Below are 23,563 nucleotides of genomic sequence, written 5' to 3' on the forward strand. Positions count from 1 at the left end.
CTTAAGACCGTCGTTCCCGCGCAGGTCCCAGTTTCCAAGAAACTCCTCGAATTCCGTGGAACAAGGCAAGTCCCGGGGTAAATGCCGATACCGCAAGCTTCGTCATTCCCGCGCAGGCGGGAATCCAATTCCGTAGCGCAGTTGCAGGCGGCTCATTGAAACTTGGATTCCCGCCTGCGCGGGAAAGACGGTCTTGAAGTTTGTGGTCAGAAACCGCTGAACCTAACGCCATCGAGTCGAATCGCCAGTTCCTGGAGAGGCGGGAACGACGGAGCGGAGGCTAACTCAAAAGAGCCGCCTCCGTCGCCAGCGCCAAAAACGCCTGCACCAACGGGGCATGCTCGCCCTTCCTCTGCGCCAGCAGCAAGGTCGTCGTCGCCGCCGGATCGAGCAACGGCCGATAACACACCCCATCCATCCTGATCCTCTCGAACGACCCTGGCAGCACCGACACCCCGCACCCCGCCGCCACCAGCCCGATGATGGTCGACGCTTCCCCCGCCGTCTGCTCCACCCTCGGCACGAAGCCCGCATCCCTGCACAGCCTGAAAATCTGCGGATAAATCCCCGTCCCCGCGCTATGCGGATACATCACGAACGGCAGTTCTGCCATCTCGCTGAGCGCGACCGCCTGTTTGCGCGCCAGGGCCAGGCCGGTCGGCAGCACCGCCACCAGCGGGTCCTCGCGCAGCGCCGTCAGGCCGATGTTCTCGGGCAGTCCGTTCTCGGGCGGTCGCACGAATCCCAAGTCGAGCGCGCGCCGCGCCAGCGCGTCGAGCTGCGGCACGGTGGCCATTTCGTGCAAGGTCAGCGTCACCGCCGGATACCGCTGGCGGTAGCGGTTGATCACGTTCGCAAACAGGGGCGTGAGCGGCGTCGAGAACGTGAAGCCGATGCGCAGTTCGCCCGCCTCGCCGCGCTCGGCCCGGCGCGCGGTGGCCGTGGCCTGCTCCGACAAGGCCACGATGCGGCGTGCATCGTCCAGGAACAATCGCCCGGCTTCGGTCAGCCTGACCCAGCGCTTGGTGCGCTCGAACAGCTGCGCGCCGACATCCGCTTCCAGCAACTGGATGGCGTGGCTGAGCGGGGGCTGGCCGATGTGCAGGCGCTCGGCCGCGCGCGTGAAATGCAGTTCCTCGGCCACGGCGATGAAGTAGCGGAGCTGGCGAAATTCCATGTCTGTAATCGATTCGATGTATGAGAAACGACTTAAATATATATTGGACAGTATAAAAGCGCAAACCTAAGATGGCTTCAGTCTATTCACTTCGGGTTGCTCATCATGTCTTCCAGCGTCGTCACCGCCGGTTCTCCCGCCTTCAAACGGATCAACCGCGCCATGCTGTGCGGCGGCTTTTCCGCCTTCGCGCTGCTGTATTCGGTGCAGCCGCTCATGCCCCTGCTGGCGCACCAGTTCGCGCTCACGCCAGCCCAGAGCAGCTGGTCGCTGTCGATTGCCACGCTGGCGCTGGCGGTGTCGCTGGTGATCAGCGGCGCCCTGTCGGACCGCATTGGTCGCAAGAAGCTGATGACGTTCGCCCTGGTGGCCGCCGCCGGTTTCACGGTGCTGACCGCGCTGGCCCAGAACTACGCCCAGTTGCTGGTGCTGCGCGCCTTGCTCGGTTTTTCGCTGGGCGGCATGCCGGCCGTCGCCATGGCTTACCTGAGCGAGGAGATCGAGGGGCCGTCGCTGGGCCTGTCCATGGGCCTGTATATCAGCGGCACCGCGCTCGGCGGCATGGCGGGGAGGGTGGTCGCTTCCGTGGCCAGCGACCATTACTCGTGGCGCCTGGCGCTGGGGCTGATGGGCGCCGCCGGCCTGTATGCGGCATGGGAGTTCGCGCGCAGTTTGCCGGAGTCGCGCAATTTCAGAGGCGGTAAACCCGGGCTGCGTGGTTTGCTGGAAGGCGCCCGCACGCACCTGCGCGATGACGGCATGCCGTGGCTGTTTGGGCTCGGCTTCCTGGTGATGGGTGTGTTCGTGAGCCTGTATAACTACATCGGCTACCGCATGCTGGCCGCGCCATTCAATATGAGCCAGAGTGCGGTGGGGGCGCTGTCGGTGCTGTATCTGATCGGGATGTTCAGTTCCGTCTGGGCGGGCCGGCTGGCCGACCGCATCGGCCGGCGCAATGTGTTGTGGATGGTGATGACGATCATGCTGGCCGGGCTGGTTCTCACCCTGTCCAGCCGTCTGCTGCTGATCCTGGCGGGTATGAGCTTGTTCACGTTCGGTTTTTTCGGCACCCATTCGGTGACCAGCAGCTGGGTGGGACGGCGGGCGAGGGCGCCGCAGGCGCTGGCGTCGGCCATGTACCTGTTCTTTTACTACATCGGATCGAGCGTGATCGGGTCGGTATCGGGGCTGGTGTGGAGCGGGGCCGGGTGGAACGGGGTGGTGGGCCTGCTGGCGCTGGCGCTCGGCCTGGCGCTGGCGATTGCGCTGCGTTTGCGCGGGTTGGCGCCGATTGAGGCGGTCAACTTGAAGGTCGCGTAAGCGCGCCGTTTCCTGCGCGGGATCGACGGTTGGGGTAATTTTTGTGATACCTCACACGCAATCCGACACGGGGCATACGGTGATCGACAGCTTCCGCCCCAAAGCGGACCGTCAAGCCGGGCGCGCCACCCGGAAACCAAGGTCATCGATGGCGAAGGTCGGATGGCTGCGGCGCCGGTTGGTGACCAGGCAGCTGCGCTCCAGATCGTCCCAGCCCCCGCCGCGAAAGACCCGGTACTCGCCGTACACCTCGGGGTCATACAGGTCCTCGCACCATTCCCACACATTGCCCAGCATGTCATGCAGCCCCCAGGCGTTCGCCGCTTTGAGGCCGACCGGCTGGGACGCGCCCGCAGCATTGCCGCGGTACCAGGCGATGTCATCGAGTTCGCCGTAGCGCGGTTCCCGGGTGCCGGCGCGGCAGGCATACTCCCATTGTGCCTCGGTGGGAAGCCGATAGCCGCGCGCTTCTGGCAGGAGCGTGACCGCCTGGCCATCGGCTGCGATCGCGTACGACGTTGCCAACCCCTGGGACAATGACAGCAGGTTGCAGTAGCGCACAGCATCGATCCAGGAGACATTCACCACGGGGTGCTGGGCTGTTGAGCCTGGCTCTGGCGCGCCCCCGCTCAACTGGGCGTATTGCGCCCGCGTGACGGGATACTTGCCGAGCGCGAAGGGCGCGAGCGCGACCACCCAGCTCTGTTGCTTGCGGTCGTCGCGCAGATTGATGCTGCCGGGCGGGATGCTGATGGTTTCCATGCTTGATGAAAGGGAAAGGGGTAATCCGGCATTCTAAGTGCAGGCCGTAGCCACGCGCCTATCTCGCCGCACTTGGCCGACTATTGACCGTCATTGCCGTGCTGGATTTCGGCTTGATCCGCATGCGGCGCAAGAGCTGGCCTGTGGTGTCCTAAGTGGTTTGTGACAAGTTCCACATGATGGTCCGTAAATGCTCAGCCGATGATGAAACAATGCGTCGGGATTTGTTTCCTTGAAACCTGTAATTTTCTCGTATAGCTCCAATGCCTTTTGACCAAACCCCTTAGTTCTTGCCTGGGCAAGCGAGCAATGGTTCTTCTCTCGATACGCCTTGATCTGCTCCACGCCATTTTCTAACTCTGGCGAAACGACCGCCCACTCAGCGTCGGTAAGCATTGGGATATCTGTTCGACATCTCCAGCAGTACAGGGTCTGTGGCATGAAGTGACCTAAGTTGTTATAGAAATGGCCGTCCACCGATGGCGGCTTCTGGCCGACTCCGGCCTGTCGCGACAGGCGACTCGCGACCCGAAGCGAAAGCTGTTATTCCAGCGGCGCCTCATATTGGACCTGCACAAGCTTGCCGCTGACCGCATCCCTGGCAAACGCACTGCATGGAGGGGCATCAAGCAAGGGAGTGATATCTGGAGAATAATTTGCAATGGTGTTCACGTCATAGATGCCGTGATGCGATGGATCATCCATGTACTCCTGCGTCTCGTCGCCGCCCATGAAACACCAACCGCTGTCTTGCGGACGAGAAGTCGGCTCTCGCACCATATATCCCACTGGGAAACCTTCCACGGTGATCTTATCCGTAGCAATACAGCCACCTCGACCGGTAGCCAGCGGCTTGATTTGATCAGCAGTAAGTGCAAATTTCTGTGTGTGCATGTTGTTCAATCACTGTAGAGATACTGCATCGACGAATTCTAAACGGCTGCTTTTGGCCGATAGCGGGCCGACGGCGGCTTTAACTCATCCGACTGCAGTGGTCAGGTCCAAGTTTAAACTACGGCAGGTAATTAAATCGCACCTTTCGCTCGCAACGCCGCAATCTCCTCTTCGCTGCGTCCCAGCAAATCGCGCAGCACTTCATCGGTATGCTGCCCCAGCATCGGCGGCGGCAAATCGGCCTGCGCTGGCGTGAGCGAGAGCTTCATCGGGCTGCGCACCAGCTTCACCTTGCCCGCCGCCGGATGATCCATCTCGATGGCCACGCCGCGCGCTTTCACCTGTTCGTTCTCGAACACTTCACCGACATCGTTGATCGGCCCGCACGGCACGCCGACCGCTTCGAGCTGCGCAATCCACTCGTCGCGCGTGCGCGTGCCGACCATCTCCGCCAGCAGCGGCACCAGCACATCGCGGTGCTGCACGCGCAGCGGATTGGTGACGAAGCGCGCATCGACTGCCAACTCGGGCCGCCCGCCCGCTTCCACGAACTTCTGATACTGCCCATCGTTCCCGGTCGCGACGATGATGTGCCCATCGGCGCAAGCAAACGTCTGATACGGCACGATGTTGGCATGCGCATTGCCCCAGCGCTTGGGCGCCTTGCCGCTGTTAAGGTAATTGCTGCCCACATTGGCCAGCATCGCCACCTGCGTGTCGAGCAGCGCCATGTCGATGTACTGGCCTTGGCCGGTGCGGTCGCGGTGCGTGAGCGCGGCCAGCACCGCCACCGTGGCGTACATGCCGGTCATCAGATCGGTCAGCGCCACGCCGGCCTTTTGCGGGCCGCCGCCGGGCAGGTCGTCGCGCTCGCCCGTCACCGACATCAGTCCGCCCATGCCCTGGATCAGGAAGTCGTAGCCGGCGCGGTGCGCATACGGCCCGTCCTGGCCAAACCCTGTCACCGAGCAGTACACCAGGTCCGGCTTGATCTCTTTCAGGCTGGCGTAATTGAGGCCGTAGCGCTTCAGCTGCCCGACCTTGTAGTTTTCCAGCACCACGTCGGCCTCGCGCGCGAGGTCGCGGATCAGCGCCTGGCCTTCGGGAGTGGCAATATCGACCGTGACGGAACGTTTGCCGCGGTTCGCGGTCAGGAAGTAGGCCGCCTCGCTGGTGTTATTGCCGTCGGCGTCGCGCGCGTACGGCGGGCCCCAGGCGCGGGTGTCGTCGCCCACGCCGGGACGTTCGATCTTGATTACATCGGCGCCGAGATCGGCCAGGTTCTGGGAGCACCAGGGACCGGCCAGCACGCGCGACAAATCGAGTACGCGGATGTGGCCGAGCGCCTTGGGCATGCCCGAAAATGCTTGAGTCATTGTGTGTGCCTTGTTGCAAATCAGGCAGCAATTATATCGGCTCAAGCCCCTCTGCGGCCAAGCGTGCAACGCGGCCGGACCGCCCTGACCATTTTTGGCGGAAAAGTTAAATTGGTCAGACCAATAACTTGAATTGGACTAGCCGATTTTATAGTTTGCTGGCATACTTACCAAAACCGACCGCAAGGCGTCCGCATTTCCCGGGCTCATGCGGGGGCGGGCAGACAAGGCTACCAAAATGACGACACCGGAAAAAACACCGCTCCATATCCGCATGCACGCGGGCGACAATGTCGCCATCGTGGTGAACGACGGCGGCTTGCCGGCGGGGACAGTGTTTCCGGACGGGCTGGTGCTGGTCGACGCGGTGCCGCAGGGTCATAAAGTGGCCCTGGCCGACTTTGCCGAGGGCGATGCCGTCATCCGCTACAACGTCACCATCGGTTTCGCCGCGCGCGCGCTGCCGAAAGGAAGCTGGATTTCGGAAGCGGTGCTGCGCATGCCGGCCGCGCGCGAACTCGAAGGGCTGCCGATCGCCACCCGTGCCGCACCGGTCATGGCGCCGCTGGAGGGCTATACCTTCCAGGGCTTCAGGAACGCCGACGGCTCGGTCGGCACGCGTAATATCCTGGCCATCACCACCACCGTGCAATGCGTCTCCGGCGTGGTCGAACATGCGGTCAAGCGCATCAAGAGCGAACTGCTGCCGCGCTACCCGAACGTGGACGACGTGGTCGGCCTCGAACATACCTACGGCTGCGGCGTGGCGATCGATGCGCCGGGCGCCGAAATCCCGATCCGCACGCTGCGCAACATCACCCAGAACCCGAACTTCGGCGGCCAGGCGATGGTGGTCAGCCTGGGCTGCGAAAAGCTGCAGCCGGCGCGCCTGTTCCCGAAGGGCTCGATCCCGATCCTGAGTGGCGCCGATCCGGCGCACGTGTGCCTGCAGGACGAGGGCCACGTGGGCTTCCAGTCGATGATCGATTCGATCATGCGCACCGCCGAGGTCCAGCTGCAGGCTCTCAACGCGCGCCAGCGCGAAACCTGCCCGGCGTCGGACCTGGTGGTGGGCGTGCAGTGCGGCGGCAGCGATGCGTTTTCGGGCGTGACGGCCAATCCGGCGGTGGGCTACGCGACCGACCTGCTGGTGCGCGCCGGCGCCACCGTGATGTTCTCGGAAGTGACGGAAGTGCGCGACGGGATCGACCAGCTGACTTCGCGCGCCGCCAACGCCGACGTGGCCGACGCCATGATCCGCGAAATGGCCTGGTACGACGCTTACCTCACGCGCGGCGGCGTCGACCGCAGCGCCAACACCACGCCGGGTAACAAGAAGGGCGGGCTGTCGAACATCGTCGAAAAGGCGATGGGATCGATCGTCAAGTCGGGATCGTCCGCGATCACTGGCGTGCTTTCGCCCGGCGAGAAACTCAAACAGAAGGGGCTGATTTACGCAGCCACCCCCGCCAGCGACTTCATCTGCGGTACATTGCAGCTGGCGGCGGGGATGAATATCCATGTGTTCACCACGGGCCGCGGCACGCCTTACGGCCTGGCCGAATGCCCGGTCATCAAGGTCGCCACGCGCAACGACCTGGCGCGCCGCTGGCACGACCTGATGGACGTGAATGCGGGCCGCATCGCCAGTGGCGAAGCGAGCATCGAAGACGTCGGCTGGGAATTGTTCAAGCTGATGCTCGATGTCGCCAGCGGCAGCAAGACCTGGGCCGAACACTGGAAGCTGCACAATGCCCTGACCCTTTTCAATCCTGCACCGGTGACCTGATCATGAGCAAACCATTCAAACGCATTCTGCTGACCGGCGCCGCCGGCGGCCTCGGACGCCTGCTGCGCGACCGCATCAAACCATGGGCCGACATCGTCCGCCTGTCCGACCTGGCCGATGTCGGCCCGGCCGGCGAGGGCGAAGAAGTGGTCCAGTGCGACCTGGCCGACAAAGCCGCCGTGCTGGCGCTGATGGAAGGCGTGGACGCGGTGCTGCACTTCGGCGGCATTTCGACCGAAGCGCCGTTCGACGCGATCATGCAAGCCAATATTCTCGGCATGGCCAATCTGTACGAAGCGATTCACAAGTGCGGCGTCAAGCGTGTGGTGTTTGCCAGCTCGAACCACACGATGGGCTTCTACAAGACCACCGACCTGGTCGACGCCGACATGCCGCCGCGCCCTGATGGCATGTACGGCGTCAGCAAGGTGTTCGGCGAATCGCTGTCGCGCTACTACTACGACCGCTTCGGCATCGAAACCGTATGCCTGCGCATCGGCTCCTGCTTCCCCGAGCCGGCCAATCCGCGCATGATGATCACCTACCTTAGCGCCGACGACCTGGTCGAAGCGCTGCGCTGCTCGCTGTTTGCCGCGCGCGTGGGCCATACCATCGCCTTCGGCGTGTCGGACAACAAGGCCAAATGGTGGGACGACCGCAAATCGCGCCACCTCGGTTTCGTGGCCAAGGACAGCTCGACCCAGTTCGAGCACAAGTTCCCCGATAGCGGCAACTACGCGCCGGCCGACGACATCACCATTACCTTCCAGGGTGGCGGTTTTCTTTTGACCGGGCCGCAATATAACTAGCCTGCCGTCGCTGGTTCTGCGTAACGCGCAGCTCTCCGCCGAAATCCTTCCGGGTTTCGGTGGCGCCTTGTCGCGTCTGGACTGGACAGGTGGCGGCACGCCGGTTCCGGTACTGCGGCCGTATGGCGGGGGCGATGCGGCGCCCCGTCCTAATCAATTGGCCTGCTTTCCGCTGGTGCCGTGGTCGAACCGGATGGCGGGTGGTTTTTCGTATGGCGGTGAGCGTTACGACATCGCGCCCAACCGCGAAGGCGATCCGTTTCCGATTCATGGCGAGGGCTGGCAGCGGCCATGGACGGTGGCGTTCCATTCGGCCAGCCAGGTGCTGCTGATGCTGGAGCGCCGCGATGGCGTGCCATTCTCGTATCGCGCCTCGCTCGAATACGCCTTGCGCGGTAATTCTCTGGTGGTGACGCTGGAAGTGACCAATACCGGCGCACTGGCGCTGCCGTTCGGTCTGGGCTTACATCCGTGGATGCCGCGCAGTCCTGGCACGATCTTGCAGGCGGCGGCGCGCAGCGTGTGGATGGCCGGTGCCGACAAGCTGCCCTCGCATGCGGAAGCGATCCCGCAGGCATGGTCGTTCGACCGTGCCTGCGCGCTGCCTGATGGCTTGATCGACAATGTGTTCGAGGGCTGGGATGGGCAGGCGCGCATTCACTGGCCCGAGAGCGGCTTGAACCTCGCGATCGCCGCTGATAGCGGGTACTACATTGTGTATGCGCCGGCCGGCGGGGATTTTTTCTGCTTCGAACCGGTGGATCACCTGATCAACGCGCATAACATGGCCGGTGGGCCGGCAAGGCATGGCTTGACGATGCTGGCGCCGGGGCAGAGATTGCGGCGGATGTTCAGTTTTTCGGTGACTTAACCCGCTACTTCAGACCGTCGTCCCCGCGCAGGCGGGGACCCAAGTACCTCGATCAGCCTATGGCTCCGGCACGAACTTGGGTCCCCGCCTGCGCGGGGACGACGGCGCTTGGGTTATCGATCTTGGGTCACTTCACTGCGCGGGGACGACGGCGCTTGGTTTATCGATAATCGACAGGCCAACGGGAGTGGCCACGCCACGTTCAATGGTCTGCACCACGCGCGACGTCGGCTTCAACGCCAGCTCGATTACCTGCAACGCCAGCTGCGGCTGCGCATCGCCGCACATGAAAATATCCGCCGCCGCGAAACCGTACTCCGGCCACGTATGGACCGAAATATGGGACTCGGCCAGCAGCACCACGCCGGTCACTCCCATCGCCTCGCCGAAGCTGTGGAAATGACTGTGCAAGATGCGCGCACCCGCGGCCTCGGCGCCGGCGCGCAGCAGCGCGTCGATATCGGCGCTCACGGTCAGCAGGGCCGGATCGATCCCGTGAAAATCAATCAGCAGATGAATGCCGGCCGGACGGTGCGCGTGCGTGATCACTTATGCCCGCCACCCGAACCGCTGCCGTAACTGCCGCTGCTGGAACTCCAGCTGCTGCCACCGCGGCCGCCTCCGTGTCCATTGCTCGACGAGTCGAACATGCTGATCCAGCTGATGATCGTGGTGAGTATCGCCACTGCGACCGCGTACAGAAAATATTTTGCGTTCATTCATCATCCTTGCCGGCCACGCTGGTGAACATCGCCGGAATACAAATGGCCAGCAAGGCCATGATCAGGTACATGGCGGTCGCGCCGAAGTTAAATAGCAGCGGAATCAGGTTCAACCCGAGCAGCCACCAGAAGAATTTGCCCAGTGTGGCGGACAGCGTCGGCCCCGATGCCGGCGCGCGCTTCCGGACCTTGGGAGGCCGCGTTTTTTTTACCGCTTTGCTGAACCAGGCCGTGACCTGGTCGGCTGCGACCGGCTTGGAGCGTGACCAGGTCATTTCCCCGGCGCTGATTTCAGCCGCCAGGCTGCTTTTGCCGTGCTCGAATTCCATCACGTGCACGGTGTCGCCCACCGCCACGCGCCAGTTGAACGCGCCGGCCGCCGCCACCACGGTCGCGATGTAGTCATCGGTTTTTTGGTAGTCGACCTTGTCGGCCCTGGCCAGTTCGGACGCGGTCGGATGCCATGCCGGCCAGTGGGTCATGACGTCGGCCCGATACCAGCCGTCATCGCTTTCGATCAGCCAGAAGAAGTTGGCGTTGACGCTATAGACCAGGTATTCAGTCCACTGCGAATCGCTGCCGGTTGCGCGGATCATGGCGCCGATCACGGTGCACTTGCTGCCGTGGATGTTCGCCTTGGCGCCGATCTCGATCGTGGTGCGCATCTGCGCGACCTTGTCGCCGGCTGCCAGAACGCTGGCCTCGGGACCCGCGGCGTCGAGCTGGGCGGCGCAGGACGGGCAAACCAGGTTGGTCGCCACGCCCGGCAGATAGCTGATGGTGCTGCCGCACGCGGGGCAGTCGAGCGCATCGACCTTGCCCCGGTATTTGCCCGCGCTGGCCTTGATCTGTTCATCGTCGCGCAGCAGCTGGCAGCGCATTTCGGCCAGCGTGACCGCCACCCCCGTGTACACCACCGGCGTTTCGCCATCGGTGTAGTCGAGCGTCAGGAAGTGCGGCCCGCTGCGAAAGTCCGCCACGCGGATGCGCCAGCCCGTGCCGACCCGGAACGGCAGTTCGCCCTGGCCGGCGATGCATTCGCCGCTGCGCTTTTCCGACGCAAGGTAGCGCTGATCGTCGATGTGGTAGGCGTTGGCCACGTGGATCGCGTCGAAGCCGGGCAGGGCGACGGCGACTTTGCGTTCGGCGGTGATGGTGAACAGGCCCGAGGAGTCGCCCAGCCAGCCGTTGCCGCCGTCGCCGTACAGCACATACCATTCGTTCCACATCCCTTCGGCGTAGCGCAGCTGGATGCGCCCGACCACCGTGAAATTGCGCGCGCCGACGGTCCCGCTGGTGCCGATCTGGATCGGAGAGTAGTCTTCCAGCACCGACGACATGGTGCCCAGGTTCTTGACCGATTCGGCATCCTTGAGCAGGGTGGCGCGACAAAACTCGCACACCGCCATGACGGCGGCGTGCGATTTGAACTTGACTTCGGCGCCGCAGCTTGGGCAGGAAACGATTTGCATGGACAGCGGCTTAGCCGATCAGTTTTTTGAGCAGCTCCGTCTTGGTGCTGTTGTAGTCGTCTTCCGAAATCAGGCCCTTGTCGAGCAATCCCTTGAGTTTGAGCAGGCGCTCCTCGATCGGATCGACTTCCGGCATGGTGGGCTGCAAGGGCGCGGTCGGCGCCGGCGGCACCTGCGGGATCATCGAGCCGCTCATGCCCTGCGCCATGGCGTGGCCCAGCATCGCGCCGGCCCCCAGGCCCGCGCCGATGCCGGCCAGGCCGCCTTCGTTCTGGGCCGCCAGCGGGATGCTGCTGGCAACCTGGAACTGGGTGAAGCCGCTCATCTTCTCGCCCGACAGGCCGCCTTTCATGCCGGCCGAAATACGCTCGTCGAGCGCGGCCTGCAGTTCTTCCGGCAGGCTGACGCTGGCGACGTTGAATTCATCAAGCCCCACGCCGTAGCGCGCAAAGGCGGCGTACAGGTCGCCCTTGACCTGCTGCGCCATCAGCGCCTGGTTGGCGGCCATGTCGAGAAAGGCGACTTTGGCGGTACCGAGCGAGGTGGCCATGGTGGCCAGCAGGATGCCGCGCAGCTGGTCTTCGACCTCGTCGCGGGTGTAGACGTCGCGCGTACCGCTGATTTCGGTGAAGAACAGGCGCGGGTCGGCAACGCGGTACGAGTACATGCCGAAGGCGCGCACGCGGATCATGTCGAAGTCGGCGTCGCGGATCGTGATCGGCTGCGGGGTGCCCCATTTGCGGCCGGTCTGCACGCGCGTGCTGAAGAAGTACACGTCCGACTTGAACGGCGAATCGAAGAACTTGTCCCAGTTTTTCAGGTTGGTCAGCACCGGCAGGGTGTTGGTGGTGAGCTTGTGGGTGCCGGGGCCGAAGACGTCGGCGATCTTGCCTTCGTTGACGAACAGCGCCATCTGCGACTCGCGCACATTGAGGATGGCGCCGTTCTGGATTTCGAAGTCCTGCATCGGAAAGCGCCACGCCAGCACGCCGTCGTTCTCTTCGTTCCATTGCAGGACGTCGATAAACTGCTTCTTGATGAATGAGCCAAGGGACATGTCGGTCTCCGGTAGGAATGCGTTGAATGAGGGCGGGTCAGGACAGGGCGCCGGCGTTGACCAGGCCGATCGACACCGAAATGGCGCCCAGCAGGCCGCCGAAGGCCGAGTTGTCGGCCTCGATCTGGTCCTTCGACATTTTCAGCAGGCGCGTGGCGATGTTATAGGCAAGCACCTGGACCAGCATCGCGCCGGCCGCCCATTCGAGGAACTTGTAGTAGTCGGGGGTATGCAGCAGGGCCGAGGCGATCGTCAGCGAAAAGCCGATCAGCGCGCCGCCGAGCGACAATGCGGCCGCGTGGTTGCCGCCGCGGATCAGCGCAACTTCATTGAAAGGGGTCAGGCGCGTATAAATGACAAAAAACGCCATTACCATGGCAACCGCTGTTGCAAGGTGGAGCAGATAGTTTAGGATGGCGGGCACGAGATTTCCCCATGAAGATGGCCAGGATGGCGGCAAACGACGATCTTAGAACAAAAGATACTACATGACCAAACGAATTTTGATACTTTCCGTCTTCGTGGTGGCCTCCTGCGGGCTGGCCTACGAACTCATTGCCGGCGCTTTGTCCAGCTATCTGCTGGGCGACTCGATCCTCCAGTTCTCCACCATCATCGGCTGCTACCTGTTCGCCATGGGGGTCGGCGCGCACTTCTCGAAGTACGTCGCGGAAGAGGATGTGCTGTCGCGTTTCATCGACATCGAGCTGGCAGTGGGCTTGATCGGCGGGGCGTCGGCGGCGCTGCTGTTCATGACGTTTTCGTGGATGACGGCTCCGTTTCGCACCCTGTTGTACGTGCTCGTGTTCATGATCGGCGCGCTGGTGGGCATGGAAGTGCCGCTCGTGATGCGCGCGCTGAACGCGCGCGACACCGCGTTCAATGACCTGGTGAGCCGCGTGCTGACCTTCGATTATCTTGGCGCGCTGGCCGTGTCGCTGCTGTTTCCGCTGGTGCTGGCACCTTACGTGGGGCTGGTGCGCACCGGCTTTTTGTTCGGGATGCTCAACGTCGGCGTGGGCTTCTGGACCCTGTACGTGTTCCGCGCCGAACTGACCAATATCGGCGGGCGCGTGCTGCGCGCCTCGTTTGTCATGTTCGCGCTGGTGATGGGCTTCGCGCTGTCGGACCGCATGGTGCAGTGGGGCGAACACGGCCTGTTCGGCGACGAAATCGTGTACTCCACCACCACGCCATACCAGCGCCTGGTGATCACGCGCTGGAAGGACGACATGCGCCTGTACATCAACGGCAACCTGCAGTTCTCCTCGCGCGACGAATACCGCTATCACGAAGCGCTGGTTCACCCGGCGCTGCAAGCCTTGCCGTGGGCGCGCAGCGTGCTGGTACTGGGCGGCGGCGACGGCCTGGCGCTGCGCGAAGTCCTGCGTTACCCGAACATCAAACAGGTCACCGTGGTCGACCTGGACCCTGCCATGACGCAGGCCTTCACCACCCGTCCGGAGCTGGTCAAGCTCAATGGCGGCTCGTTCTCGGACCCGCGCGTGAAAGTCGTCAACGCCGACGCCGCGATCTGGCTGCAGAACACGCGCGAAATGTTCGACGCGGCCATCATCGACTTTCCCGACCCGTCCAGCTTCGCGCTCGGCAAACTGTATTCGGTACCGTTCTACGGCATGGTGAAAAAGCACGTGGCGGCCAAGGGGCTGGTGGTGGTGCAATCGACCTCGCCATTCTTCGCGCCGCACGCCTACTGGACCATCGAGGCGACCTTGCGCGAGGTCGGCATGCGTACCTATCCCTTCCATGCATATGTGCCGTCGTTCGGCGAGTGGGGCTTCATCATGGCCTCGCCCGAGCAGGAGTATGTGCCGCCCACCAGCTACCGGCTGCCGATGCGCTACCTGAACGAAGCGACCACGCGCGAAATGTTCGCCTTCCCGCCCGATATGCAGCGCCTGGAGATGCCGCCGAACCGGCTCAATACGCAGTCGCTGGTGCACGAGTTCGAGCAGGACTGGGGCAGGGTGATCCGCTGATGGACCGGCGCTCGTTCCTGGCATTGGCCGGCGGGGTGGGGGCGGCGGCGGTGAGCGCGGCCGGCTTCCAGCGCTGGCTCGAGATCACGCCCACCGTGCATTATCCGGGCCGCACGGAGGGCCACTTTTTGCGCGAGCGCGGCAAGCTGCCGGCGCCGATCGAAGTGATCGACACCGACATCATGATCCTCGGCTCCGGCATCGCCGGCCTCACGGCGGCGTGGAAGCTGGAGCGCGAAGGGCAGCGTAATGTGTTGATGATCGACGGTCCGCAGCCGTTCGGGAACGCCGCGGGCGGCCATTTCGGCGAGCTGGCCTATCCGACCGGCGGCCACTATCTGCCGCTGCCGTCGCCGGAGTCGGTCCATGTGCGCGAGATCCTGTTCGACCTTGGCATCATCGAGCGCGACCCGTACGGTGAAAAACCCTACTACGACGAGCGCTACGTCCTGCACGGCCCGGAAGAGCGGCTGCTGTTCAACGGCCAATGGCAGGAAGGCTTCATTCCGACCGACGGCGTACCGGCGCAGGAGCTGGCCGAGCATAAGCGTTTTTTCGCGGAGGTCGAACGCCTGCGCAAGCTGCGCGGGGCTGACGGCAAGCGTGCATTCGTCTTCCCTACCGTGACCTCGTCGCTCGACCCGGTGTTCGAGGCGCTCGACCGCATCACGCTCAAGGACTGGCTGGACCAGCAGGGCTACCGCTCGCCGACCCTGCACTGGTATCTGAACTACTGCTGCCGCGACGACTACGGCACCCGCTACGACAAGGTCTCTGCGTGGGCCGGGCTGCATTACTACTGCAGCCGCTGGGGACAGGCAGCCAACGCCGGCAACGGCGCCTGGCTGACCTGGCCGGGCGGGATGCAGGTGGTGGCCGACAAACTGGCCGCGGCGTCAGGCGTGCGGCGCCGGGCCGGCACCGCGGTCTCGCTCAAACGCACCGAGTCCGGCGTGGAAGCGCTGTGCTTCACGTTGGAAGACGGCGTGGCGCGCAGTTACCTGGTGCGCTCGCGCAAGGCGGTGTGCGCGATGCCGCTGTACGTGGCCGCCCGCGTGGTCGACGATATCGCCACCTACGGCTTCGATGCGAAGCGCCACACGCCATCGTACGCACCGTGGATGGTAGCCAATTTCCTCATGAAGGACTTCCCGCGCGAGCTGCCGCACGCGCCGCTGGCGTGGGATAACGTGGTGTACCAGGAGCCGGGGCTGGGCTATGTGGTCTCGACCCATCAGGATATCCGCGTGGCGCCGCCGGCCAAGACTGTGTTCAGCGCCTACGTGGCGCTGTCGGACCGTACGCCCGACGCGGCGCGCAAGTGGATGATGGCGGCCAGCAGCGACGAGCTGGTGGCGCTGGCCAGCGCCGACCTGAAAAGCGCCTACGGCTGGAAGTTCGCCGCTTGCGTGGAGCGGGTCGACATCACCCTGCGCGGCCACGCGATGGCGGTGCCGCTGCCGGGTTTTCGCAGCAATGCGGGCCTGAAGGCCTTGCGCGAAGCCGATGGGCCGATCGTGTTCGCGCACGCCGACCTGTCCGGCTTTTCGGTGTTCGAGGAAGCGGCGTGGTGGGGCGTGCAGGCCGCGCTCAAGGTGCTCAGGTAATTTACTGGTAGGTGGCGACGATGCGCTGCCAGGCCGGATCGTCCTTGAGTTTTTTGAGCACCGGTGCGATTTTGCCGAAGGCGGCGGCGTGGCTGTGCGGCGCCAGCATGCGCCGCTCGGTGGGCGGGCTGGCCAGGATGGCCAGGTGCAGTTTGGACGACATGCCGTGCGCGCGCATGAAGTAGCGGGCCATCGATTCGGCCACGATCACGCAATCGAGGCGCCCGAGCAGCAGCTTTTCCAGGTTTTTCTCGTCGCTCGGACCTTCGCTGCGCTGCATGCGCGAGCCGGCCAGCCAGGCGTCGATACCGGGATAGTGGTAGCCGAGGGTGACGCCGACCGAGGCGCCCTCCAGGCTCGCCGGTGCATCCGGGCTGACCGGTTTTGCCGCCAGCGACACCAGCGCGTAACGGTCGGCCGCGAACGACGCCGACCACAGATACTTTTTCTGCTCCACGTCGTCGAACCATTCGGGCATCATGCCGATGACCATGCCGTCGATGCTGCCGTCTTCGAGCTTGACCTGGAGGCGCTTGCGCGGCATGAACTGCAGCTTGAAAGTAAGCTTGCCCAGCTTGCGCTGGTTCAGGTAGCCGATCAGGTCCGGGTACATGCCACGCCCGTCACCGAGCATCAGCGGCGCAAAATTGGCGCTGGTGTAGACGGTGACCACTTCGGCAGCGGCGGGCTTTGCTACCAGCAGCGCGCACACGACCGAGAAGTGCAGGACCAGGTTTTTCATGAATTGATTATCGCATCCCGTTTCATTGATGAGTACGGGTTTCGGCGTCGAGCGTTGCCAGGAACAGGTCGCGTTCACTGTCGACGATGCGGTCGACCCGTTCTTCGTCCATGCCGAGCGTTTCGAGCACGAAGGCGGACAGCTGCAGGCTGGCCTCCAGCGTTTCGGGCACCACGATGGTGGCGCCGGCGCGTTTCAGGGCGCGCGCATGCTGTTCGTCGCGCGAGCGCACCAGCAGCGGCACGTCGGGAAATTCGCGCCGGATGCCGCGCACCGCGTGCAGGGCCGACGCGGGATGGTCCATTGTGAGCACGATCGCCGGGGCCTCGCCCGCATTCACGTGGCGCAGCAGCTCGGCGCGCGCGGCGTTGCCGAAGTAGACCGGCAAGCCTTCGCCATGCATTTTGGTGGCCAGGCGCGCGTCGTTCTCGAAGGCGATGTAGCCGATGCCTTCGGCCGTGAGCAGCTTGGCCAGTTGCTGGCCGACGCGCCCGAAGCCGGCGATGATGATGTGGCCGCGCGCGGCGCTCAGCGCGGCCTGGTCGGGCGTGGCGGCCTGGCCGTCGTCGCGCGGCTCCCAGCGCGTGCCGATCTCGCGTCCCAGGCGTGCCAGCATGGGGGTGACGAACAGGGACAGGCCCACGGCCAGCATCACGCGCGCGCCGAGGTCGGCGTCGACCAGTTTGCTGGCGGTGGCGTAGCCGATCACGATGAAGGCGAATTCGCCGCCCTGGCCGAGCAGCAGGCCGCCTTCGACCGCGCGCCCCCAGCTGAGCCCACCGATGCGGAACAGCACGGCAATGACCAAGGCCTTGATGGCGATCAGCCCGAACACGGCGCCGGCCAGCCACAGCGGCGCATCGATGATCTGGCGCGCGTCCATGCCCATGCCGACCGTCATGAAGAACAAGCCCATCAGCAAGCCCTTGAACGGCTCGACCATGAGTTCGACCTCATGCTTGAATTCGGTTTCGGCCAGCAGCAGGCCGGCGATCAGGGCGCCGAGCGCCATCGACAGGCCGGCCGCCGCGCTCAGGCCGGCAATGCCCAGGGTCGTGAGCAGCACCAGCGCCATGAACACGTCGGGCTGGCGGTGGCGCGTGAAGATGCGAAACAGGGGATGGACGAGGCGCCCGCCGACCAGGTAGATCAGCGCGATGGCGGCCGCCGCCTTGACCATGGTGATGGCCACCAGCGAGACGATGCCGTCGCTTTCGCCCCTGGCCATGACGCCGATCAGGATCAGCAGCGGCACCACCGCCAGATCCTGCAGCATGAGGATGGAAAAACCGGCCTGGCCGAGCGGGGTGTCGGTGCTGTGCTGTTCGTTCATCAGCTGCATGACCACGGCGGTGGACGAGAGCGAGAGCACGATGCCGAGGATGACGGCGCTTTCCGTGCGGTAGCCCAGCAGGTAGATGACGGCGCCGAGGAGGGCCGCGCTGATGCAGACCTGGGCCGTGCCGGCGCCGAACACCCAGCGCCGCAGCGCCCACAGGCGGGCGGCCGACAGTTCCAGGCCGATCATGAACATCAGGAACATGACGCCCAGTTCGGCCAGCGCGACCACGCCTTCGGCGCGCGGGAAGGTGAGATAGGCCAGCCATGGATGGGTATCCGCGAACAGGCCCAGGCCGAACGGGCCGAGCAGGGCGCCCACGGCCAGGAAGCCGAGCACCTGGTTGATGCGCAGGCGCTGCAGGGTCGGGATCAGGATGCCCGCGAGCGAGAGGAACAGGAGGATTTCCCTCAGGAAGGGGAAGGCGTGTTGCTCTTGCACGGGGTGGGGCCTGTCGGGAAGTTGATCGCTCTTGCCATTCTATAACAGTGCGGTGGGGCGGCGGGGTCTGGTGGCGCTGCCGGAAGGCATGTTTGATGTTAATGACTGAGCTGGAAACTTGGGCACCCGCCTGCGCGGGTGCGACGGGTTGGAGGGGCTGGCGGAGCTGACGGGGCTAGCGAGACTGACGGGGCTAGCGAGACTGACGGGGCTAGCGAGGCTGGGGGGCTTGCAGGGCTGACGGAGCTGGCAGCGGATTGAAACAGCGAGCTGAGCGGCGTTTAGTCGGCAAGGGGTCTGGCTGGCGATGCGCTTCGCTTGCGGCGGCGCAAACGGAAGGTTGTATCCGTGAGGCAATATGACTGACCTGCCGCCTCATCGGAGTTCCAGCATGAAGCCCTCGTTTTTCACCGTGCGCGATAACTATCCCACCCGCGCGAGCGTCGACCGCGCTGCCCTGTACAAGGCAATCGGCTGGGATGCCCTGGTCGGTGTGACTGCCTATCAGAATACCTGCGCCACCCGCGTCAGCCTGGCACTGGTGCGCTCCGGCATGCGCATTCCCGGCCGGCTGGCCATCCTCAAGGGAGAGCACAAGGGCAGCCTCATCGAACCGGGCCACGCGCGCCTGTCAATCCTGCTGCAGCGCCGCAACCTGCTGGGCCTGCCGGAAGTTCATCGCGGCGGGCAGGCGCGCCAGGCCATCGGCAGGCGCAGCGGCATCGTATCGTTCTGGCACATCCAGGATGGCAGCGGGCCCGAAGAAGGACATATCGATATCGTCTTCCCCGACCCGCACACGGTCGACGGCCCGGCCTGCGGAAGCCAGTGCTACTGGCAAGCGGGCGAAGTGTGGTTCTGGCCGCTCGTTTGATATAGTCAGCTGGCTTGCTGGCGCCTCCCGGCGTTGGCTTGCTGGCGTGTGTCGGTGCAATGGATCGCCTGTTCCAGCTCCACGCTCTCGCCGCGCATCTGCAAAAAGCGCCTGATCGCATTGTCCAGGCCCGGCAGCAGGATGCCGCGCTCGGTGTGCAGCGCGCTGTAGGCCGGGCGCGCCGCGATGTAGCGGCAGTTGGCGCTTGACTGCGCTTCAAGCCGGCTGGTGTCCACCCCGGCCTGCCCCGCCGCCATGCTCGCCAGTTCGACCCAGGTGAGCGGATGGCCGTTGGTCAGGTGCCATACCCCGCGTTCCTTGTCGATGGCAAGATCGAGGCAGGTGTTGACCAGGTCGGGCACGTAGGTTGGCGTGACCGTGATGTCGCTGGCGGCGGCGAACGGCGCGCCGCTTTCGAGGCTGGCCAGCGCCTGGGTCACGAAGTTGTAGCTGTCCCAGGGGCCGAAGAAGGAGCTGGTGCGCACCACCAGCGCCCCCGGGTGCCGGTCGAGCACGGTGCGTTCGGCGGCCGCCTTGCTTTTGCCGTAGATGTTGATCGGCGCCACGGTGTCGCTTTCCACATACGGACACTGCCGGCTCCCGTCGAATACCAGATCGCTTGAGAAGGTGGTCAGGTGCACCTGGTGGCGCGCACAGGCGGCGGCCAGGACCGCCGGGCCGGCGACGTTTTCGCGAAAGCAGCGTTCCACATCGTTTTCAGCCTCGTCCACCCGCACGTAGCCGCTGGCGTTGATGACGGCCCAGGGCTGGTAGCGCTGCATGGCTTGCTCCACCGAAACAGGGTCGGCAATGTCCATGTCCTGGCGGCTGAGCAGGCGGTAGGCCAGGTTGCGGCGCTCGCAGATGCGGGCGAAGGCGCGCCCCAGCGTGCCGGTGGCGCCGGTGATCAGGATCGGTGCCGAGGCAGTGCCGACCAGGCTGTGGCCGTCGGCCGTAATGGAAGTGAGCGCTTCCGGCGTGGACACGGGCGGGCACAGGCAGCGCCCGGCGCGGCGCCACCAGCCCTGGCCGCGCAGCACGGGGTGCGAGGGCGCCCGGCCGCTGCCCAGTTCGCGCATCATGGCCGCCAGGGCGGTGGGGCGCGGAAGCGGCGAGCGCACGTCGAACGGACCCGGCTCGTAGTAGCCGCGGCATTGCGTGACCAGGCTGTTCCAGTCGAACGAGCCGAGCAGCGCCCAGACAGTCACGGCGCGCAGGTCGATGCCGTTGCGCCTGGCTTGCTGCCCCGCTTCCCACACTTCGAGCAGCCAGCGCAACTGGTCTTCGCGGTTGGCGTCGATATGCGCTTCGGTGACCGCCAGCGGGATGAGGTAGCGGTCCCAGATTTCTTGCAGCAGCGGTCCGATGCCAGGGGTGGGCGTGGCCAGGGCGCGCGCGGTTTCGATATCGGCGCAGGGCACGCCGTCCGCATGGCCGCGAAAGTGCGCCGGGTAGCGCTCGGCCCGGTGGTCGAGCCAGCGTTCGCTGGTCACGTAGTAATTGACGCCGATGAGGTCGGGCGGACAGGGATTGTCGCGGAACCAGAGCAGCTCGGCCGGCTGGGCCCCGTGGCCCGTCATGTAGCCCCACAGCGCATGCTCCGGCCCGACTTTGCCGCAGAGTAAGTCCCAGGCCAGCCAGCGCCGTTCGTTGTAAAACGTGGCGCAGCGGGCCATGTCGGGCGTGCCGTAGGTTTTGCCCAGGTCGTCGGTCTGGACCAGGCGCGCGCGCGGATTGATGCGCCGGATCGCGCGCATGGCGAGCACGGTGGCGCGGCACTGGATCAGCAGCGCCTGCAGGAAGGTGCGGTCGTCGCGCCCGTGCGGATACCAGAGGCCGTACAAGCCGCTGAAGCGCGCGGTGGTGAGCGGCTCGTTGACGGGCGTGTAGGCGTCGATCCAGGGGTAGCGCGCGGCCACGGCGCCGGCGTACTGCGCCAGCCCGGTGGCGAAGGACGGGTCGGTCAGGCAGGTGTCGCGCGGGCCGCTACCGTGGTGTACCAGCCCGGCAATGGGACTGATGCCGGCTTCGCGCAAGGCGTTCAGGCGTTCGTCGGCCCAGGACCAGTCGGCGCCGGCCAGGCCGCCAGGTGCCACGCGTTCCCACAGCAGCGGGTAGCGGATGGTGCTGATGCCCAGGGAACTGAAGCGCGCAACATCGTCGGCGCGGCCGTGATGGCCATTTCTTTCTATCTGGCTGAAGTAATTGTCTCCCACGCGATTGACCGTACATTCGAGCCCGCCCCACAGGGCAAGCGGCTGGTGTGCTGCGTCGCTGTCGATTGATGGCATAAGTTCACTCGTAATATTTAAGCAATTTTAGAAATTAGATACCGGGCAGCGCCGAAAAGTTCAGTTTGTCTTTCGGTTTGCACAAGTCGATGGCAAAAAACAACGAGAAATTGCTAGCAAACAGGAAATTTTTGTTAGCTGAGTACAAAGATGATATGGATCAATGATATGATCCGCTATCAATTACGTAACAATACTTTCGTTCTGGTAATCACTTTTAGGATTTAAATGAAATCATCAGTACTCCTGGGCGGCTTGTTTGCCGCCGCCATGTTCGCCAGTGGCGCAGCACGCGCCGACCTCGTGGTCAACGGCAGCTTTGAAGTCAACAAAACCGCAAGTTCGTGGCAGAATTTCAATGCCGTGACCGGCTGGAATTCCAGCAACGGCATTTTTGAAATCCAAAAGGGTGCCAAGCAGGGCGGCGCCGCCGGTTTCAATCCGTACGCAGCCAATGGCCGCCAGTACCTGGAACTGAACAGCACCGGCCTGAGCTCGGTATGGCAGATGATCGACACCTCGGTTGCCGGCACCTACTCGGTCTCGTTCGCTTACTCGGGCCGTCCGGACACCGCCGGTCACGCCAACAGCGCGATGAATGTGTACTGGGGCGACACCAAGCTGAACGATTCGCTGCTGATGGGCGGCACGACCGGCCAGTGGAGCCTGTTCAGCATCACCGACCTGGTCGCTACCAGCCCGCTGACCAAGCTGCGTTTTGAATCGGTCGGCCCGAGCTCGTCGCCAACCTACGGTTCCTACCTCGATGCCGTGTCGGTCGACGTGACCCCGGTTCCGGAGCCGGAAACCTACGCTCTGTTCCTGCTGGGCCTGGCAATCGTCGGCGCTACCGTTCGCCGCAACAAAAAAGCCTGAGTTCCCTCGCTGCGCCGGTCCTGAATCGGCGTTTTGGTGTTGTATGATCGGCGCCAATGAAAAAAACGCCGCCGGGCGGATAGCCCGGCGGCGTTTTTTTGCGTCTGGCGGCGGGACCGTGGTCCCGCCAGCGCGGATCAGTCCTTCAGGTCGGCCGGCACTTTGCCGCCGTTGGCCGCCAGCTTGTTCATCACCTGGCGGTGCAGCCAGATATTCATCGACGCCGAATCGCTGGTGTCGCCCGTGTAATCGAGCTCGTTCGCCAGTTCCTTGCGCGACTGCAGGCTGCTGTCCAGGTTCAGCAGCTTGAGCAGGTCGACGATCGAGGTGCGCCAGTTCAGGGTCTGGCTTTGCGGCATGCCGCTGAGGATGGCTTCGACGTCAATCTGTTCCATCGGCGCTGCCGGCGGCGGGGCCGATGCCTGGGTTGGCGCGCCCGGTGCTGCGCCGGTCGACTGCATCGATGCCGGTGGCGTGGCCGCAGGCGAGGCCGGCTGCACGGCTGGGTGCGACGACGGGAAGATTTTGCGGAAGATATTGGTGAGAATGCCCATGAGTGACCTTTTTAGTTGGTGGTGAATGGTTGAATACGAAAATTGCTTAGTGGCGCATGCCTTCAGCCACGCGGCCGAGCACGATGGCCAGTGCGGCCCCGCCGATAGTCTTGACCAGGGTCGGGTGCTCGGCGTAAAAGTCGCCCATGCGGTCGACGATGCTCGGATTGTTGCGTTCGGCATCTTCCGCGATTTGCTGGACTTGCTCAGGCGTGAGCTGGGCCGCTTGTTCAGGCGTAATCGCAGCCGGCGTTTCGCCGCCACGGAACAGGTTGCCGAGCGTGCCGCCCGCGATCGAGCTGAGCAGGCCGGGGCCCACGTTGCTGATCAGCTGGTTGAGCATGCCGGCACGCTGGTTGGCGTCGCTATGGCCGAACAGCTGGCCGATCATCTGCGGGAAGGGCGGGGTCTGGTCGGACCGCAGTGCTTCCGACACGCCCTGGGCCACCGTGCCACGCGGCGCGTTCTGCGCCACCTGGTCGAAGTCGTCGAATGCGCGCGCGCCATTGTTGTTGGCTGCGCCACCCAGGTATTGCTGTAGTAGATTGCCTAAATCGAAAGCCATACACCCTCCACTTGGATTAGAAAAG

22 protein-coding genes are annotated in these 23,563 nt (G+C 64.3%); 8 read left to right on the forward strand and 14 right to left on the reverse strand.

From position 1 onward, the window contains the following. Window positions 1–280: 280 nt before the first annotated feature. Window positions 281–1,177, reverse strand: a complete 897-nt coding sequence (locus tag CR152_RS09610; protein WP_099874720.1) for a LysR family transcriptional regulator — start codon at window positions 1,175–1,177, stop codon at window positions 281–283. A 105-nt stretch (window positions 1,178–1,282) separates the two neighbouring features. On the opposite strand from CR152_RS09610, the gene CR152_RS09615 reads away from it, so the two are divergent. Next, complete coding sequence (locus CR152_RS09615) at window positions 1,283–2,497, forward strand: MFS transporter (protein ID WP_099882141.1); 1,215 nt, start codon at window positions 1,283–1,285, stop codon at window positions 2,495–2,497. Window positions 2,498–2,608: 111 nt separating this feature from the next. Here CR152_RS09615 and CR152_RS09620 read toward each other — a convergent pair whose 3' ends face one another. From CR152_RS09620 to CR152_RS09630, 3 genes are all read right to left on the reverse strand, one after another. Then, window positions 2,609–3,259 (reverse strand): formylglycine-generating enzyme family protein, encoded by a 651-nt coding sequence (locus tag CR152_RS09620; RefSeq protein WP_099874721.1) that lies wholly within the window; start codon window positions 3,257–3,259, stop codon window positions 2,609–2,611. Between the two features lie 543 nt (window positions 3,260–3,802). Continuing rightward, entirely contained in the window at window positions 3,803–4,153 is a 351-nt protein-coding gene (locus CR152_RS09625) for a DUF2185 domain-containing protein (RefSeq protein ID WP_099874722.1), read from the reverse strand. Window positions 4,154–4,284: 131 nt separating this feature from the next. Next, entirely contained in the window at window positions 4,285–5,529 is a 1,245-nt protein-coding gene (locus tag CR152_RS09630; RefSeq protein ID WP_229413328.1) for a CaiB/BaiF CoA transferase family protein, read from the reverse strand. Window positions 5,530–5,767: 238 nt separating this feature from the next. On the opposite strand from CR152_RS09630, the gene garD reads away from it, so the two are divergent. Genes garD through CR152_RS09645 form a run of 3 tightly spaced genes read left to right on the forward strand, consistent with a single transcriptional unit; the run spans window position 5,768 to window position 8,998 of the window. After that, a complete protein-coding gene (gene garD / locus CR152_RS09635; protein ID WP_099874723.1) occupies window positions 5,768–7,318 on the forward strand; it encodes a galactarate dehydratase in 1,551 nt (516 codons plus the stop codon). A 2-nt stretch (window positions 7,319–7,320) separates the two neighbouring features. Then, window positions 7,321–8,127 (forward strand): NAD-dependent epimerase/dehydratase family protein, encoded by an 807-nt coding sequence (locus CR152_RS09640; protein WP_099874724.1) that lies wholly within the window; start codon window positions 7,321–7,323, stop codon window positions 8,125–8,127. Window positions 8,128–8,143: 16 nt separating this feature from the next. Further along, complete coding sequence (locus CR152_RS09645) at window positions 8,144–8,998, forward strand: aldose 1-epimerase (RefSeq protein WP_267876257.1); 855 nt, start codon at window positions 8,144–8,146, stop codon at window positions 8,996–8,998. Window positions 8,999–9,130: 132 nt separating this feature from the next. On the opposite strand, the gene speD is transcribed toward CR152_RS09645, so the two are convergent. The 5 genes from speD to CR152_RS09665 are packed head-to-tail and all read right to left on the reverse strand — an operon-like array spanning window position 9,131 to window position 12,673. Next, on the reverse strand, window positions 9,131–9,547 hold the full coding sequence (gene speD, locus CR152_RS09650) for an adenosylmethionine decarboxylase (protein WP_229413330.1): 417 nt from the start codon (window positions 9,545–9,547) through the stop codon (window positions 9,131–9,133). Further along, the gene (locus tag CR152_RS33595) at window positions 9,544–9,717 is read right to left on the reverse strand and encodes a hypothetical protein (protein ID WP_167399879.1); all 174 of its coding nucleotides are present in this window, start codon (window positions 9,715–9,717) and stop codon (window positions 9,544–9,546) included. The genes speD and CR152_RS33595 overlap by 4 nt, the downstream gene beginning before the upstream one ends. After that, window positions 9,714–11,192 carry a DUF4178 domain-containing protein gene (locus CR152_RS09655; RefSeq protein ID WP_229413331.1) on the reverse strand — a complete coding sequence of 493 codons (1,479 nt, stop codon included), beginning with the start codon at window positions 11,190–11,192 and terminating at the stop codon, window positions 9,714–9,716. The genes CR152_RS33595 and CR152_RS09655 overlap by 4 nt, the downstream gene beginning before the upstream one ends. 10 nt (window positions 11,193–11,202) lie before the next feature. Continuing rightward, the gene (locus CR152_RS09660; RefSeq protein ID WP_099874726.1) at window positions 11,203–12,249 is read right to left on the reverse strand and encodes an SPFH domain-containing protein; all 1,047 of its coding nucleotides are present in this window, start codon (window positions 12,247–12,249) and stop codon (window positions 11,203–11,205) included. A gap of 37 nt (window positions 12,250–12,286) precedes the next feature. Continuing rightward, window positions 12,287–12,673, reverse strand: coding sequence for a DUF350 domain-containing protein (locus CR152_RS09665; protein WP_229413332.1), 387 nt, complete (start codon window positions 12,671–12,673; stop codon window positions 12,287–12,289). 64 nt (window positions 12,674–12,737) lie between these two features. On the opposite strand from CR152_RS09665, the gene CR152_RS09670 reads away from it, so the two are divergent. Together CR152_RS09670 and CR152_RS09675 are read left to right on the forward strand one after the other, a co-directional pair. Next, window positions 12,738–14,249, forward strand: a complete 1,512-nt coding sequence (locus tag CR152_RS09670; RefSeq protein ID WP_099874728.1) for a polyamine aminopropyltransferase — start codon at window positions 12,738–12,740, stop codon at window positions 14,247–14,249. Next, window positions 14,249–15,856: an NAD(P)-binding protein gene (locus CR152_RS09675; RefSeq protein WP_099874729.1), complete on the forward strand. Its 1,608-nt coding sequence runs from the start codon at window positions 14,249–14,251 to the stop codon at window positions 15,854–15,856. The genes CR152_RS09670 and CR152_RS09675 overlap by 1 nt, the downstream gene beginning before the upstream one ends. A gap of 1 nt (window position 15,857) precedes the next feature. On the opposite strand, the gene CR152_RS09680 is transcribed toward CR152_RS09675, so the two are convergent. Together CR152_RS09680 and CR152_RS09685 are read right to left on the reverse strand one after the other, a co-directional pair. After that, entirely contained in the window at window positions 15,858–16,598 is a 741-nt protein-coding gene (locus CR152_RS09680) for a substrate-binding periplasmic protein (protein ID WP_099874730.1), read from the reverse strand. A gap of 22 nt (window positions 16,599–16,620) precedes the next feature. After that, window positions 16,621–18,378 carry a cation:proton antiporter domain-containing protein gene (locus CR152_RS09685; protein WP_099874731.1) on the reverse strand — a complete coding sequence of 586 codons (1,758 nt, stop codon included), beginning with the start codon at window positions 18,376–18,378 and terminating at the stop codon, window positions 16,621–16,623. Between the two features lie 391 nt (window positions 18,379–18,769). Between CR152_RS09685 and CR152_RS09690 the strand changes: the two genes are divergently transcribed. Next, window positions 18,770–19,252, forward strand: a complete 483-nt coding sequence (locus CR152_RS09690) for a T6SS effector amidase Tae4 family protein (protein WP_157778411.1) — start codon at window positions 18,770–18,772, stop codon at window positions 19,250–19,252. Window positions 19,253–19,257: 5 nt separating this feature from the next. On the opposite strand, the gene CR152_RS09695 is transcribed toward CR152_RS09690, so the two are convergent. Next, window positions 19,258–21,543: a family 1 glycosylhydrolase gene (locus CR152_RS09695; protein WP_099874733.1), complete on the reverse strand. Its 2,286-nt coding sequence runs from the start codon at window positions 21,541–21,543 to the stop codon at window positions 19,258–19,260. A gap of 228 nt (window positions 21,544–21,771) precedes the next feature. On the opposite strand from CR152_RS09695, the gene CR152_RS09700 reads away from it, so the two are divergent. After that, complete coding sequence (locus CR152_RS09700; protein ID WP_099874734.1) at window positions 21,772–22,419, forward strand: DUF642 domain-containing protein; 648 nt, start codon at window positions 21,772–21,774, stop codon at window positions 22,417–22,419. Window positions 22,420–22,556: 137 nt separating this feature from the next. Here the strand turns inward: CR152_RS09700 and CR152_RS09705 are convergent, their stop codons facing one another. Beyond that, entirely contained in the window at window positions 22,557–22,973 is a 417-nt protein-coding gene (locus CR152_RS09705; RefSeq protein WP_099874735.1) for a DUF3597 domain-containing protein, read from the reverse strand. Window positions 22,974–23,019: 46 nt separating this feature from the next. Continuing rightward, entirely contained in the window at window positions 23,020–23,538 is a 519-nt protein-coding gene (locus tag CR152_RS09710) for a hypothetical protein (RefSeq protein WP_099874736.1), read from the reverse strand. Between the last annotated feature and the right edge of the window lie 25 nt (window positions 23,539–23,563).

This window comes from Massilia violaceinigra (assembly GCF_002752675.1).
GTDB classification, from domain to species: Bacteria; Pseudomonadota; Gammaproteobacteria; order Burkholderiales; family Burkholderiaceae_D; genus Telluria_A; species Telluria_A violaceinigra.

Bases quoted from the DNA above. Each gene is read 5' to 3' on its own strand.
- CR152_RS09620 (WP_099874721.1), bottom strand. From the start codon at position 3,259: ATGGAAACCATCAGCATCCCGCCCGGCAGCATCAATCTGCGCGACGAC.
- garD (WP_099874723.1), top strand. From the start codon at position 5,768: ATGACGACACCGGAAAAAACACCGCTCCATATCCGCATGCACGCGGGC.
- CR152_RS09630 (WP_229413328.1), bottom strand. From the start codon at position 5,529: ATGACTCAAGCATTTTCGGGCATGCCCAAGGCGCTCGGCCACATCCGC.
- CR152_RS09670 (WP_099874728.1), top strand. From the start codon at position 12,738: ATGACCAAACGAATTTTGATACTTTCCGTCTTCGTGGTGGCCTCCTGC.
- CR152_RS09700 (WP_099874734.1), top strand. From the start codon at position 21,772: ATGAAATCATCAGTACTCCTGGGCGGCTTGTTTGCCGCCGCCATGTTC.
- CR152_RS09615 (WP_099882141.1), top strand. From the start codon at position 1,283: ATGTCTTCCAGCGTCGTCACCGCCGGTTCTCCCGCCTTCAAACGGATC.
- CR152_RS09625 (WP_099874722.1), bottom strand. From the start codon at position 4,153: ATGCACACACAGAAATTTGCACTTACTGCTGATCAAATCAAGCCGCTG.
- CR152_RS09610 (WP_099874720.1), bottom strand. From the start codon at position 1,177: ATGGAATTTCGCCAGCTCCGCTACTTCATCGCCGTGGCCGAGGAACTG.
- CR152_RS09710 (WP_099874736.1), bottom strand. From the start codon at position 23,538: ATGGCTTTCGATTTAGGCAATCTACTACAGCAATACCTGGGTGGCGCA.
- CR152_RS09690 (WP_157778411.1), top strand. From the start codon at position 18,770: ATGAAGCCCTCGTTTTTCACCGTGCGCGATAACTATCCCACCCGCGCG.
- CR152_RS09655 (WP_229413331.1), bottom strand. From the start codon at position 11,192: ATGCAAATCGTTTCCTGCCCAAGCTGCGGCGCCGAAGTCAAGTTCAAA.
- CR152_RS09705 (WP_099874735.1), bottom strand. From the start codon at position 22,973: ATGGGCATTCTCACCAATATCTTCCGCAAAATCTTCCCGTCGTCGCAC.
- CR152_RS09660 (WP_099874726.1), bottom strand. From the start codon at position 12,249: ATGTCCCTTGGCTCATTCATCAAGAAGCAGTTTATCGACGTCCTGCAA.
- CR152_RS09640 (WP_099874724.1), top strand. From the start codon at position 7,321: ATGAGCAAACCATTCAAACGCATTCTGCTGACCGGCGCCGCCGGCGGC.
- CR152_RS09695 (WP_099874733.1), bottom strand. From the start codon at position 21,543: ATGCCATCAATCGACAGCGACGCAGCACACCAGCCGCTTGCCCTGTGG.
- CR152_RS33595 (WP_167399879.1), bottom strand. From the start codon at position 9,717: ATGAACGCAAAATATTTTCTGTACGCGGTCGCAGTGGCGATACTCACC.
- CR152_RS09680 (WP_099874730.1), bottom strand. From the start codon at position 16,598: ATGAAAAACCTGGTCCTGCACTTCTCGGTCGTGTGCGCGCTGCTGGTA.
- CR152_RS09675 (WP_099874729.1), top strand. From the start codon at position 14,249: ATGGACCGGCGCTCGTTCCTGGCATTGGCCGGCGGGGTGGGGGCGGCG.